The organism is Corynebacterium sp. UBA4397 (assembly GCF_002390965.1).
Lineage (GTDB): Bacteria > Actinomycetota > Actinomycetes > Mycobacteriales > Mycobacteriaceae > Corynebacterium > Corynebacterium flavescens.
Genome location: NZ_DGRD01000019.1, coordinates 39,621 through 52,836, shown reverse-complemented (window position 1 = coordinate 52,836; position 13,216 = coordinate 39,621). Strand labels below are relative to the sequence as shown.

Below are 13,216 nucleotides of genomic sequence, written 5' to 3'. Positions count from 1 at the left end.
TTTCCAATTAGGACGCCAGACATGGAGACAGCATTTCGCGATGGGGCCATAGCAGCTTCTGGGACCGCTATAACGAAGGTAATGCCGCCAGTGTCACGCTTTGCACCCAATGGTGGCCTGGGGGAAAAGAAGCAACGCGTACTACAGCGATTCGGAGTGTTCTTTGATAGATTCTTTGGCCTTGGAGGAGATGCGGACAGATCGTGACAAAACAGAGTGAACTTGCAATCGTCCAGAGAGCTGAAGGACTACTTCTCGGGGTCGGGCCTAAGCCTCGCTGAACCAGAACTCTCTAGGAGGTGACGGCCCACGGTACTTGGTGGGTTGCTCCTATTACCTGTGCTAGTCCGTCTGGTGGACCAGTATTGTGGTCACCGGATCTGCTTGTTCTGCCGACGCAAGGGTCGGTAGATCGCACCCCTCAGCTCCGTCCATCTCTAGACGTGCCTTTCCAGCCTGATGAGCTGATGTCAGAGACTGCCCGTTGGCGATGTTCGCGTAGAATCGAGCGGCGTAGTTGATTGCATCCCCGTCTAGGATGGTGTCCGACATTCCTATTGCGAACGGCACAACTTGCTCAACCAGTGCGTCGATTTGACTTGCGGAGCTGCATGAATTCAGTACGACAAGCAGTGGCGGAGTATCAGTAGCTCGAACTGCGCTGGCGAATGCCCTCGCGCTGATTTCGGCACTCAGACCCCCTTCGTCTCGGTCCGCTTCGAGTACAAGGAACTCCTCATCGCTGTGTCCCGAGAAGTGAATGATGTGCGGGCGGAACTGGGAGATTCCGTCGAGAAGATCATCTGGAGTTGCTGCCGGCCGCACATCGAACTCGATGGCATCACGGAGCAGTGCCGTTCGGATCGCGTCCTGAATTCGTTTCATCTCTCTGCCGATACGAAGGTCTCCGGCAGACGATGCCCCTAGCATGAGAATACGCAGTTTCTCCGGCTTGGGTTCTGGGAGCCTGCTCAACACGTAACCGACGGATGACTCTGCTCGGCTGAGACGCTCATTCACCGCGGACCGTTCAGCTGCTTCTCGTTTCGCAGCTTGATGCGCCATTTGGCGCTGCCTGCGATCTGCCGCTGCAGCCTCCGACTTCTCCGCTCTCGTCAGCTTTTCTTGGAGTAGTCGTTCTGCTTTTCTGTAATCAGCTGCCTTGGTTTCCCACCGGTTGGCCTCTTTTCCGGCGGTGATTGCTTCAGTTTCCCGACGTTCAGCCTCCTTCATTTTGGACCTAAAAGTAGCCTCACTCTTGGTCTTCGCAGCTGATTGACGGGCTTTTCCCGCTGCAGCCCGCTTGGTGGACTCCTTCGATCTGAAGGCCCCTGCTTTCGTTTCTGCTTCAGCGCGCTGCTTGCGCTTGCTCTCAAGCTGCCTCTGGTACTGACTAGCGCTCAACAACGCCCTCCTTTTTCACGAAATTATCCCGCCGCTTCCGCTCATTCTAGCCTAAGTGGCGAACATACGTTCAAATAGCAATTAGCCTCCGAGAGAGCCCTTTGGGTTAACTCTAAAGGAGTGTTAGGAGATTCCTGCTAACCCTCGAGGCTTTCCTTGATGCGCGTGAGCGTCTGGGTGATGCCGGCGGTGGCGGCGTGCTGGCGTTGTGCTTCCTGGGCGGTGGCGTCGGGGCCGAATTTGCTGCGGAAGTAGGCCTCGCCGGCTGGGGTGAAGGCGGTGTATTCGGTGAGGAGGGTGGCGTCGTTTGTATTGGGTGCTGGTTCCATCCGGTAGCCCCAGATGGTGCCGCTGGAGAGGACTTGCCAGGAGAACTCGGTATTGGGTTTGTAGGTGATGACTTCGGAGGTGGTGGACCACTCGCGTTCCGGGGTGCGGTTGTAGCCGGTGAAGGTGGAGCCAATGCCGTGGGAGGGGGCGGCGGTGTGGTCGGTGGCGTGGGTATCGTCGGCATCGTTCCAGTGCGCGCGGTAGCACTGGGCGCTCCACTCGCCGGTGCGGGTGATGTCACTTAATAGGGTGAATACCGCTGCGGGGGAAACGTTGATGGTGATGGAATCGCTGAGTTCATAGGCCATTTTCATAGGATAGTGGCTGAGGCCGTGGCTTCGTTTGCGCTTGAGGTTGTGATTCGGGCTTGCCTTCGAGCGCGCTCGAAGCTTTAGCGTGTGTGCCATGAGAGAAAACAACATGGCAACAGGCAGTGCGGCTGGCACTGCGGATTCGGATCAAAGGACCTGGCTCATCACGGGGGCGACCTCCGGGCTGGGGAAGGCGCTGGCACTGGCGGCGCTGGAACGTGGGGAGAGTGAATCGGCCTGAATTTTTGAGAGTGGCGTGTTACGCGACGTGAAGGCCTGCGTAGTTTTCTCGTTGGTAGTTGGTGTAGTACTCGATCGGCGGGATATGCCCGAGCGAGGAATGCAACCGCTTATGATTATACCAGTGGACCCATCCGGCTGTGGCGCGTTCCACCTCACCCCAGTCCGGCCACGTCCTGGCCTCGAAATCTATGAGCTCAGACTTGTACAGCCCGATCGTTGACTCCATGAGACCGTTGTCGTAGGCGTCGCCGACGGTGCCGATAGACCCGTCCATCTGGTGGACGGCCAGCAGCCGGCGGAGATCTGTGGAGGTGTACTGTACGCCAGCGTCCGAGTGGTGGATCACCCCGGCCGACTCAAAGTACGGGTCCTGGCGCTGGCGTAGCGCCAGTGCCTGTCGCAGCGCACGGATGACCAAAGATTTCGTGGCTCGGGTGTCCACGACATACGCCAGGATCTCACGGGTGAACACGTCGGTGACAAAAGCCACGTAGCTGAAACCGCAGCTGGTGTGCACATACGTGAAATCCGCGACCCACCACTGATCGGGGCGCTGAGCCTGCGACCAGGCCCGTTGAATACGATCCGGGAAACGCTCAGCCGTGGGATCAGCAACGGTGGTGCGTGTGGTCTTGCGTCGGAGTACACCCGCGATTCCAAGGATCTTCATGAGGCGTTGCACCTGGTCACGGCCGATGTTCCAGCCTGCCCGGTGGGCGGCTTTCCATAGTTTTCGTCGCCCGTAGACTTGCCGATTGGCCTGCCACAGCTCAAACAGGCGGTGCGCGGCGTAAGCCTCATCCAGCTCGGCAGGGGTGGGCCCGAAACCACGGGCCTGGAAGCGGTAGAACGTTGCCGGTGAAATAGCGTATTCATGCTCGTTGAGCACGCGGCACATCCGCTCGATGGAATACAGGTGCCGGTGAGTGCGGAGGAAGTCCACGATCACTTCAGTTTGCGGTCGAGCTCCGCCTGGGCGAAAAAAGCTGAGGCCAGTTTCAGGATCTCGTTGGCTTCTTTGAGCCGGGCGTTTTCTTTGCGCAGTGTCGCAAGTTCCGCGTCCTTTTCGGCGTCGGATTGCTCGACAGCAACGTCCACCTTTTTCTCTTCTGCGCGTACCCAGTTACGGATAGTAGATGCTTTGATGCCGATGACCGCTTCGACAGCGCGTAGTGCGGCTGCCTTGGTTGAAGCGCCGCCAGTGAGCTCCTCGAAGTACAGGCGCACCGCTCGCTGGCGGGTCTCCTGGTCGTAGGGGCTGATAGCCATGATGTTCCTCCTGTGTTACATCATGCCCTCTCACCAACCCAGGCCGGTTTATATCAATGTTCCCTATTACTCAGCTACCCGTTTCGGGGTGGGACTATGCTGTCCTAGGTTTGCAAAACTAAGAATCCAGCTTGTTTGATACTGCTAGCCTGCTTCCTCAAGTTGGTCCTTGTGCTGAGTTCTAGTTATGTCTAGGTCAGCCTTGAAACGACTGCGAGTACAACGAGCATGTTCTGAACTTCGCCGAGTTCCAGTCCTATTGCTGACTTTCTTGAGCATGTAAAAACCGCTCTTCACGGATGTTGGAGATCCATGTAGGGCGGCTATTGATCAATTCGCTAGTTCCACACGAGTGCTGCGCCGGAATGCCCGGTAAGCACCGAAGTGACTAGGACTGCCACGGCCAAGACTGCCGCCACGATACGCAGTGTCCACCCAAGTCCGGTTGTCCACTTCTCCTTCTTATATGCCCAGAACAAGGCAATGATTGCGACGACCATCAGGAACACTGCGATAGTGAAGGCACCTGCATAGGTTTCGTGAATTCCGGGGTCCTTCGGCAGCGCTTCGCCTGTCTGGCGAGTCAGGATGAGCACGACGAAGCTGACAATGCCACCGAGCAAAGTCGGGATGGCAAATGATTGTTTCCACCGTGGCACGAAGACCCACGCGATGAGAACTAGTGCGGTGAGAGGAATCAGGACAACGGCGCCGTGGACAAATAATGGGTGAGCGGGTATCCCGCCAATATTGAAATTCACTATGTCGAAATTAAGCGCGATTATTCGGCCCCGCCACCTTGAAAAGGCTTCCCTTACCTGCGAAAACAGCAGGTCGTTGGATGTTCGCAGCTTCTTCGCAGATGTGCCTCAGGAAACTCGTGACTGCCTAACTTGATTTGGCAAGTCTTTTGGGATGAGTTGATTAGCCCAGGCCGGTTTACGACACGTTGAGTGACGAGCTAATCGACCAAAGCTTCATTAGCATCGGCTGGGACAACGTTGGCGATCTCCACAACATGCCGGGCGGCCGCGAGGGAATCAAGCGTGCTCTCCTTGAACGTGAACCCGATGCGAAGCCTCGCAGTATTGCCGGCCAAGCCGGAGTTCTCTTCCGCTTCTCCCATGAGCTAGCTGTCGGCGATATCGTCGTTGCACCGTATAAGCCCGATAGCACCATCAACCTCGGCATTGTCTCCGGCGAGTACTTCTATCAAGCGGATGCACCGACCCATCGCCACCGGCGACCAGTACGGTGGGTAAAGATTGGCTTGCCGCGAACGGTATTTACCCAGTCAGCCCTCTATGAGTTTGGCTCCTTCCTCACACTCTTCCAGATAACGCGGCACACCCAAGAAGTCCTTACCGTGTTGAATAGCTCCACCGATGACGCAGAGAAAATCGCGGAAACCGTCGATGCGCTCCACCCCTCAACTACCAACGAGGATCCTGCAGACGATCAATCCCCGGAGCAACCACGAGCTTCACGCATCTTGCGCCACACCAGAGACTTCATCCTGGAAGTCCTTTCTAGCCGCATTAGCCCGCAGGAATTCGAGGAGCTTTCCGCAGCCCTATTGCGCGTCATTGGCTACCAGGCACGCGTGACACAGTATTCCCAAGACGGCGGCGTGGACATTATCGCCCACAAAGATCCGCTTGGCGTTGAACCACCACAGATTAAGGCGCAGTGTAAGCAGCGTGTTTCCACCATTGGTGCCCCCGAAGTCCAACAACTCGCGGGAACCCAAGGCGATGGCGAGCTGTGCTTGTTCTTCACCCTCGGCACCTATAGCCGCGATGCACTCAGCATCGAAAGACAGCGGCCAGGCCTAAGGCTACTGTCCGGTGAAGACATCGTCACACTAGTCATGGACAACTACGACGCTCTACCAGAACGCTGGCGCAGGCTAATTCCACTCACTCCCGTCCTCGTTGTGGCCGATGAAGCTGATTAGAAACAGAACTCTAGAGGAGGAAGTTGCTGCGTTAGCTCTGAATGAAGCTTTCGATGAATTATCGGCCAAGAAAACACCGACTCGCTTGAGTTCATGTCGCGCTCGTGGAGCAAGGGGAATCGAGCTACCCCGAGCGCCGCGAGATCATGATGGCACAGCGTGCCAGAATCGAGCGCCAGCTGCGCGAACTCCTGCTTGCGCTCGAGGTCACCGAGTGCAAGATTAAGGTCTATACGCCGGAAGTTGCTGCCGATGCGCGGCCGCAGGGCTGAGCTGTGCGCGCCCGGTTATGGCTTACTCAACTACCGTGGAGGACATGAGCGCGAAAAAGAAGCCCATGAAGTCCGCCAAGAAGTACGTAGCCCAGAAGGCACCTGAGGCCGAGAAGCCACAGGCGTTGACTGAGGCTGAGCTCAAGGAGATCAATAAGCAGGCGCGTCCGGGCATCGGAAAAATGATGGGTGTCTCGCTGATTTTGGGTGCCATTGGTGGTGGCGCGCTCGTCGGCGGCGTCGGGGCGGCCATGGATGTTCCGCAGCGCGCGGACTATGAGATTTCCAACTCGGCAGACACACAAATCACCAATACGTTTAGCACCCAGATTGATAACCCTGACGGTGTGCTCAGCGCAGATGATGAGGCTCGCATGGAGCGTGACGCCGAGCGTCTTGAGGTTCCGGCAGTAGTGAAGCAGCTCAACTACATTGTCTTTGCGGACAATGATGACAATGTTAATGACACCGTTGAGAACTACCTGCGTGATAACCACCCTGAGCTGATAGGGGATGACAAGTTTGCAGATGGCGTTCTTATCGTTGGGGTGGGGCTTGATCCGCGTCAGGCTTTCATCTTCGCTGGTGAAGACGTGGCAGACACGCTCGACCTGCGCGATAGTTCTCACCTCGATGATTCACTTGATGCTATTAAGCCGGGCGTAGAGGACAACAACATACCAGCCGGTCTTTTCGCTGGGGCGGATGAGGCAACAGATGTATCACAACTCGCGGAGGATCGATATAACGATGCCGTAGGAGATCGCATCGGCGCGATGGCCGGAGCCGGGATTGGCGGCGGTGGAGCAATCTTTGGCATTGGCATGGGCGTTGGTGCGTATCGCCGCAATAAAGCTAAGAAGGTAGCCCAGGCACGTGCGGAGATGTCTCTGGTGGGCAAGGAGTACGGTGAACTTGCCACGCGGCTAGATCAGATTGATATCCGTGCGCACTCGCTTGCCTCACCGTTTGCGAATGAGACCATGCGCAAGCAGTGGGAAGAAGTCCGTGATCGATTCTTCAATATTCACGGCCAAGTAGATGCCTTGGGTAATCTCACATCGAAAGCGCCGGATGAGAAGTATCTGGAGCAGGCCGATGCTATCCATCAAGCCGCAGTGACTACGCGCGAGGTTAGCTACGCGGAAGACAACATCGACAAGCTTTATTCTTTGGAGCACGGCGATGAGCTCGTGCGCCGCACTGAGTTGCAGGCGCTGCGGGACGATGTCGTAGAGGCCCAGGTTTCCCTCGACGATGCCGAATCAGGCCTGTACCGCGAACTGCAGAACCTGCGCGAGCGAGCAGACTCAATGATGGCCAAGACCCAACACCCTGGCTTCTTGGATGATTACGTTCTGCTGCTTGGTGATTACCGCACTGCCCTGGAGCAGCTGCGTCAGCAGAAGTTCGATGATCTCGAGGAAGCGAAGAACACCGCGCTGGTCGCGCCGGGAATCACTTCGCCGGATTACCGGGTGGGTTATGGCTACAACAGCTTTGTCCCCTTCTGGGTGATGAGCTCGTGGCATTCCAGCAACGCCAGCGCGCAATCCTCCTCCTCCGGCAGTAGCGCCAACACCAGTTTTAGTTCTGGCTTCTCCGGCGCAGGTGGTTCCTCGAGTTTCTAGGGCTGCACAGACTCTAAGCCCCCACCCGGGGAGCAGTCGCAGGAAGTGTTGCCCTTCCTACTACACTGTTTAACCATGACTAACCCGAGTGAATCCACAGCGCACCGCTACACGCCGGAACTCGCCAACCAGATTGAACAGAACTGGCAGCAGTACTGGAAAGACCACGGCACTTTCAATGCCCCGAACCCCGTCGGGGATCTCTCGGCGCATGATGGCAAGCCGTTGCCTGCAGATAAGCTCAATGTCCAGGACATGTTCCCCTATCCCTCGGGCGCGGGCCTGCACGTGGGCCACCCGCTGGGTTATATCGCCACCGATACCTATGCGCGCTTTAATCGCATGCTGGGCAAGAACGTGCTGCATACGCTGGGCTATGACGCTTTTGGTCTGCCGGCGGAGCAGTACGCCATCCAGACGGGCACGCACCCGCGCACGACCACGATGGCCAATATTAAAAACATGCGCCGCCAGCTCGGCGCGCTGGGCTTGGGCCATGATCCGCGGCGTTCGGTGGCCTCGACGGATCCGGAGTACTACAAGTGGACGCAGTGGATCTTCCTGCAGATTTATAACTCTTGGTTCGATGAGGAGCAGGGCAAGGCCCGCCCCATCGCCGAGCTGATTGCCGAGCTCGAAGCCAATAAGCGCACCACCAAGGATGGGCGCTACTACGAGGATCTTAGCGAGGAGGAAAAGCGTCACGCCGTCGACGAGTTCCGCTTGGTCTACCTTTCTAATTCCATGGTGAACTGGTGCCCGGGCCTGGGTACGGTGCTGGCGAATGAGGAGGTCACGCACGACGGGCGTTCCGAGCGTGGCAACTTCCCCGTCTTCCGCAAGAATCTCTCGCAGTGGATGATGCGCATTACCGCTTATGCGGATCGCCTCTTGGATGATCTGGAGGACCTGGATTGGCCGGAGAAGGTCAAGTCCATGCAGCGGCACTGGATTGGGCGCTCCCGCGGTGCGGAGGTCAACTTCCGTGCGGAGGGCCATGACATCGCCGTGTTCACCACCCGTCCGGATACCCTCTTCGGCGCGGAATACGTGGTTCTGGCGCCTGAGCACGAGCTTGTCGACGCCCTGCTTTCACCCATTCCTTATGAGGACGACGTCGACAAGCGCTGGACCTATGGCCACGATGATCCGAAGGAGGCCGTGGAGGCCTACCGCGCAGCCATAGCCGCGAAGTCGGACCTGGAGCGCCAGGAAAACAAGGAGAAGACCGGCGTATTCCTGGGTACTTATGCCACCAACCCCGTCAACGGCAAGCAGGTGCCGATCTTCATCGCCGATTATGTGCTCACCGGCTACGGTACGGGTGCGATTATGGCGGTGCCCGCGCACGATACCCGTGACTATGAGTTCGCCACCGTGCTGGGCCTGCCGATTACCGAGGTAGTCTCCGGCGGAGACGTTGCCACTGAGGCGTGGACCGGGGACGGCACCCTGGTTAATTCGGCCGCCCCGGGTGGTCTGAATCTCAATGGTCTGGATAAGGCTGAGGCCATTGCCAAGACCATTGACTGGCTCACCGAGCAGGGCAAGGGTGCGGAGAAGATTCAGTACAAGTTGCGTGACTGGCTCTTTGCCCGCCAGCGTTACTGGGGCGAGCCCTTCCCCATTGTCTATGACGAAAAGGGCCAAGCCTATCCCCTGCCGAGCTCGATGCTGCCGGTCGAACTGCCCGAGGTCGCCGACTATAAGCCGGTGTCTTTTGACCCCGACGATGCCGACTCCAGCCCACAGCCGCCGCTGGCTAAGGCGCGCGAGTGGGTCGAGGTTGAGCTCGACCTGGGTGAAGGCAAGAAGAAGTACTTCCGCGATACTAACGTCATGCCGCAGTGGGCGGGCTCGTCGTGGTACCAGCTGCGTTATATCGATCCCACCAATGATCAGGCTTTCTGCGATATCGAGAATGAGCGCTATTGGACCGGCCCGCGCCCGGCGGAGCACGGCGCCAACGATCCCGGCGGCGTGGACCTCTACGTCGGCGGCGTCGAGCATGCGGTGTTGCACCTGCTCTACTCGCGTTTTTGGCACAAGGTGCTCTTTGACTTAGGCTATGTCACCTCCCGCGAGCCCTACCGCCGCCTCTATAACCAGGGCTATATCCAGGCCTTTGCCTACACCGATTCCCGCGGCGTCTACGTTCCGGCCGCCGAGGTGGAGGAGAAGGACGGCAAGTTCTACTACAACGGCGAGGAGGTCACTCAGGAGTACGGCAAGATGGGCAAGTCCCTCAAGAACGCCGTGGCCCCGGATGACATTTGCCGCGACTTCGGCGCCGACACCCTGCGCGTCTATGAGATGTCGATGGGCCCGCTGGATACCTCACGCCCCTGGGCCACCAAGGATGTCGTGGGCTCGCAGCGCTTCCTGCAGCGCCTGTGGCGCCTCGTGGTCGATGAGACCACCGGCGAGTTGTTAACCCATGACCGCGATCTGAGCCAAGAAGATCTCAAGGCCCTGCACCGCACCATCGCCGGTGTGCGCGATGACTATGAGAACCTGCGGCTTAACACCGTGGTGGCCAAGCTCATCGAGTACGTCAACTACCTGACCAAGGCCTATAAATCCGGTGCGCCGCGCGCTGCCGTTGAGCCCGTGGTGCAGCTGGTCTCCCCCATCGCGCCGCACATCGCCGAGGAGCTGTGGCGCCACTTTGGCCATAGCCAGACCATTACCTATGAGCCCTTCCCCACCTTCGATGAGAAGTACATGGTCGATGATGAGGTCGAGGTTCCCATCCAGGTCAATGGCAAGGTCAAGGCGCGCATCTCCGTGCCTGTCGACGCCGCCAAGGACACCGTCCTTGCAGCCGCCAAGGCCGAGCCCAAGATCGCGGAGCTTCTGGAGGGCAAGAACCTCATCAAGGAGATCTTCGTGCCTGGCCGCATGGTCAACCTCGTGGTGAAATAGCAACCACGCTGGCATCTTTAGCAGTGCTTTGTTAAGGTCTGTCCCATGTGTTCCGCAGGTATAGCAGTAACCAGGATCCGCGCCCTCTAGCGGCGCGGTCTTGACACTTCAGGCCCTCCGCCGCTCCGCAGAATCAGCCGGGTGGCGTCTTTAGCCTGCCCGGATTCTTTGAGCCAATCCGGAGATGCACACACTATGCCGACCTATCGCGGCGGCCGACACGAATACGGCCAAAACTTTCTCGTTGACCAGAAAGTCATTGCAGACATCATAGATCTAGTTAAGAAAACTTCCGGGCCGATAGTTGAGATCGGCCCCGGCGGGGGAGCCATCACCGAGCCGCTATCCTGCCTCGGCAGGAAAGTAACAGCGATCGACATCGACCCCAAGCAGGCCCGACGCGTGCAGAAAAAGCTTCCCGATGTCGCAGTTATCAACCAAGACTTCCTGCGTTACCCTCTGCCCACATCACCCCATGTCATCGTGGGAAACCTGCCCTTCCACATCACCACGGCGGTTCTGCGCAAGCTGCTGCACGCACCCGGCTGGAGCCACGCAGTTCTGCTGGTGCAATGGGAGGTGGCCCGCCGCCGCGCCGGGGTGGGTGGTGCCACGATGATGACTGCTCAGTGGTGGCCGTGGTTTGAGTTCCGGCTGCACAGCCGCGTGTCTAGCAGCGCCTTTGAGCCTAGTCCCGGCGTCGATGGTGGCCTCATGGTTATTGCAAGACGCGGCTTTCCACTGTTGCTAACTGCCCAGGCAGGGCAGTATCGCTCCTTCGTGCATGCGGTCTATACAGGCCGCGGAAGGGGAATGCGCGAGATTGTAGGCAGACTCCTGCGCAGCAGAACAGCCACGAGCGAGATAAGGCGCTGGATGGAAGTTGAAGGCCTGCGTCCAGCAGTTTTGCCCAAGGATCTCGATCCCGCCCAGTGGGCGGGACTATTCCGCCTCGCCGTGGACCTAGGGTGGCGCCCGCGCGGGCGTGAGCAATACGCGCGTTAATAGCGCGGGGGCCAGTGATGGGTGCTGGCCACCATGATGACCTCGCCGCTACACCTTTGTCCAACCTTGGGCGCGGCATCGGCGGGCAGTGCCAGGGCGAGGTCGCCGAAAGGCGTTGGAACAGTGCAGAAGTAGAAGTCCTGGTCAGTGAGCTCGACATGGCGCTGTTCCACGGACTTAATCACGCCCTCAATGTGCGCGTGGGGGGTTACCCACCGCGGCTTGTAGCTGCGGTAGAACTCCTCGGTGCTCGGCGCCCGCAACAAAAACTCAGCGCCTACATCTTTTCCACCCGAGTCTCTATCCGATTCGGCATCTGCTTGGGACAGCGTGACATCGAGAGCTACCGCGGCGATGTCCATGGCCTCGGCGCGGCGTTCGCCACCGGCCGGATTGCCTGCGGGCAGGGCAAAGGCGGAATCACTCAGCGCGGAAAAGCGCAGGTTGTGGGGACCTGAGTCGGGGCTGTCTGCCCCAGCACCTAGCCCGGAAATCTCCACCAGCGCGATATAGGGCGTTATCCGGTATGCCGCTACCTCGGTGGGCTTCGCCGAGCGCAAGGAGGGCAGCGCCGTCCACTCGGTTTCAAAGCTGAAGATACTTAGCTGCGGGCCGGAGGGATCCTGATAGCGGAGGACTGCCTCGAATGCCGGAACATCCTCGAGCGCCAACTGGGCGCAGTCATGAACCTCGTCGACGAGGTCCTCCAGATCGGGGAAGTCCAGGGCGAGGGTGTGAAAGAGCTTGTCCATGTCGCACCATTGTAGAGAAACCCGCGGAGAACCTAACGTCGAATCTAATACTCATCCCCGCATCGCTAGCTCACATAAAGGCTGGCGTTTTTCTCCACGAGGGTGAGCACGTCATAGCTGGCGACGAGCTCATCGTCCTGATTGTAGAGTGCTGCATCCCAGCACACCTCGCCGTAGTCATCGGTTAGACGGGGTGTGATCCGCTTGGCGGTGAGCTCGACGCGGATGGTGCTGTTGCAACTTGGGGCGGGAGCCAAGAAAGCTCCGTTTTTATTGTGTGATCAACGCTATGTGCCTGTGTTGTCAGGCCGTCTCGAATACCCGGCTAACAATCACTGCATCCGGATTCGGGTGACCATAGGCAAACATCGTGCCCTGCCCTTTCCGCAATGAGTGCATCGCTTCCATCCCTTTCAGAGTCCGGTAGGCGGAAGTCCGGTTTTTGAACGCTCCTTTCGGCCTCAGGATCCGCTTTAACCGGTCATGATCGCCTTCAATGACGTTGTTGAGGTATTTCACCCGACGATGCTCGACCGTCGATGGACAGACGCCTTCCGCCTTCAGCTCAGAGATTGCCCTGGCGAGTGAGGGGGCCTTGTCGGTGCTGATCACCCGCGGATAGCCTGCCGATTTATTCGACCGCAGCGTCTTCGCCAGGAAACGCTTCGCTGCCGCGACGTTGCGTTTTGGTGAGAGGTAGAAGTCCAGGGTCTGGCCACCGGCGGTGATTGCCCGATAGAGGTAGCACTACTTTCCCCCGACCCGGATATAGGTCTCATCCACCCGCCAGGACCTGGCCTGCCAGTCAGGAACTTGCCGATACCACCGGGTCTTCTTATCCAGCTCAGGAGCATATTTCTGGACCCAGCGGTAGATCGTGGTGTGATCGACCGGCACTCCCCGCTCGGTCATCATCTCTTCGAGGTCGCGGTAGCTCACGCCGTAGCGGCAGTACCACCGCACCGCCCACAGGATGATTTCACGAGGGAACTGCCGACCGGAGAAGATGCCCATGGACCTGATTATTCCACGCCGGTCTTCCTACTGCCCCAACTTTGCAACAGCACCCTTTCGAGGGAATGAGGGTGTGGACCTAACTTCTCCCGTACCGAAAGGC

12 protein-coding genes and 1 pseudogene are annotated in these 13,216 nt (G+C 58.5%); 6 read left to right on the top strand and 7 right to left on the bottom strand.

Annotated elements, in window-relative coordinates; genetic code table 11:
* Window positions 1-342 precede the first annotated feature (342 nt).
* Together B2696_RS04435 and B2696_RS04430 are read right to left on the bottom strand one after the other, a co-directional pair.
* Entirely contained in the window at window positions 343-1,404 is a 1,062-nt protein-coding gene (locus B2696_RS04435; protein ID WP_286954178.1) for a hypothetical protein, read from the bottom strand.
* Between the two features lie 137 nt (window positions 1,405-1,541).
* Window positions 1,542-2,042, bottom strand: coding sequence for an SRPBCC family protein (locus B2696_RS04430; RefSeq protein WP_286954177.1), 501 nt, complete (start codon window positions 2,040-2,042; stop codon window positions 1,542-1,544).
* 97 nt (window positions 2,043-2,139) lie between these two features.
* On the opposite strand from B2696_RS04430, the gene B2696_RS04425 reads away from it, so the two are divergent.
* Entirely contained in the window at window positions 2,140-2,286 is a 147-nt protein-coding gene (locus B2696_RS04425) for a hypothetical protein (RefSeq protein ID WP_286954176.1), read from the top strand.
* Between the two features lie 18 nt (window positions 2,287-2,304).
* On the opposite strand, the gene B2696_RS04420 is transcribed toward B2696_RS04425, so the two are convergent.
* Together B2696_RS04420 and B2696_RS04415 are read right to left on the bottom strand one after the other, a co-directional pair.
* Window positions 2,305-3,560, bottom strand: a protein-coding gene (locus B2696_RS04420) for an IS3 family transposase (protein WP_376778873.1) whose coding sequence is annotated in 2 segments (ribosomal slippage) — window positions 2,305-3,275 and window positions 3,275-3,560 — 1,257 coding nt in all. Because the reading frame shifts where the segments join, the coding sequence is not laid out codon by codon here.
* A 335-nt stretch (window positions 3,561-3,895) separates the two neighbouring features.
* Window positions 3,896-4,318 (bottom strand): DUF2231 domain-containing protein, encoded by a 423-nt coding sequence (locus B2696_RS04415; RefSeq protein ID WP_286954174.1) that lies wholly within the window; start codon window positions 4,316-4,318, stop codon window positions 3,896-3,898.
* A gap of 188 nt (window positions 4,319-4,506) precedes the next feature.
* Between B2696_RS04415 and B2696_RS04410 the strand changes: the two genes are divergently transcribed.
* The 5 genes from B2696_RS04410 to erm all read left to right on the top strand — a co-directional run bounded on the left by B2696_RS04410 (window position 4,507) and on the right by erm (window position 11,347).
* On the top strand, window positions 4,507-5,514 hold the full coding sequence (locus B2696_RS04410; RefSeq protein WP_286954173.1) for a restriction endonuclease: 1,008 nt from the start codon (window positions 4,507-4,509) through the stop codon (window positions 5,512-5,514).
* Between the two features lie 104 nt (window positions 5,515-5,618).
* Complete coding sequence (locus tag B2696_RS04405; RefSeq protein ID WP_286954172.1) at window positions 5,619-5,786, top strand: hypothetical protein; 168 nt, start codon at window positions 5,619-5,621, stop codon at window positions 5,784-5,786.
* A 44-nt stretch (window positions 5,787-5,830) separates the two neighbouring features.
* Entirely contained in the window at window positions 5,831-7,417 is a 1,587-nt protein-coding gene (locus B2696_RS04400; protein ID WP_286954171.1) for a DUF5129 domain-containing protein, read from the top strand.
* A gap of 75 nt (window positions 7,418-7,492) precedes the next feature.
* Window positions 7,493-10,342: a leucine--tRNA ligase gene (gene leuS, locus B2696_RS04395; protein WP_286954170.1), complete on the top strand. Its 2,850-nt coding sequence runs from the start codon at window positions 7,493-7,495 to the stop codon at window positions 10,340-10,342.
* 195 nt (window positions 10,343-10,537) lie between these two features.
* Complete coding sequence (gene erm / locus B2696_RS04390) at window positions 10,538-11,347, top strand: 23S ribosomal RNA methyltransferase Erm (RefSeq protein ID WP_286954180.1); 810 nt, start codon at window positions 10,538-10,540, stop codon at window positions 11,345-11,347.
* Here erm and B2696_RS04385 read toward each other — a convergent pair.
* The 3 genes and pseudogenes from B2696_RS04385 to B2696_RS04375 form a co-directional block, all read right to left on the bottom strand.
* The gene (locus B2696_RS04385; protein WP_286954169.1) at window positions 11,344-12,099 is read right to left on the bottom strand and encodes a hypothetical protein; all 756 of its coding nucleotides are present in this window, start codon (window positions 12,097-12,099) and stop codon (window positions 11,344-11,346) included. The genes erm and B2696_RS04385 overlap by 4 nt on opposite strands.
* Before the next feature lie 65 nt (window positions 12,100-12,164).
* Window positions 12,165-12,356, bottom strand: a complete 192-nt coding sequence (locus B2696_RS04380) for a hypothetical protein (RefSeq protein WP_286954181.1) — start codon at window positions 12,354-12,356, stop codon at window positions 12,165-12,167.
* Between the two features lie 46 nt (window positions 12,357-12,402).
* Window positions 12,403-13,113 (bottom strand): annotated as a pseudogene (locus B2696_RS04375) (IS6-like element IS1628 family transposase).
* Window positions 13,114-13,216 lie beyond the last annotated feature (103 nt).

Bases quoted from the DNA above. Each gene is read 5' to 3' on its own strand.
- B2696_RS04430 (WP_286954177.1), bottom strand. From the start codon at position 2,042: ATGGCCTATGAACTCAGCGATTCCATCACCATCAACGTTTCCCCCGCA.
- B2696_RS04425 (WP_286954176.1), top strand. From the start codon at position 2,140: ATGAGAGAAAACAACATGGCAACAGGCAGTGCGGCTGGCACTGCGGAT.
- B2696_RS04400 (WP_286954171.1), top strand. From the start codon at position 5,831: ATGAGCGCGAAAAAGAAGCCCATGAAGTCCGCCAAGAAGTACGTAGCC.
- leuS (WP_286954170.1), top strand. From the start codon at position 7,493: ATGACTAACCCGAGTGAATCCACAGCGCACCGCTACACGCCGGAACTC.
- erm (WP_286954180.1), top strand. From the start codon at position 10,538: ATGCCGACCTATCGCGGCGGCCGACACGAATACGGCCAAAACTTTCTC.
- B2696_RS04385 (WP_286954169.1), bottom strand. From the start codon at position 12,099: ATGGACAAGCTCTTTCACACCCTCGCCCTGGACTTCCCCGATCTGGAG.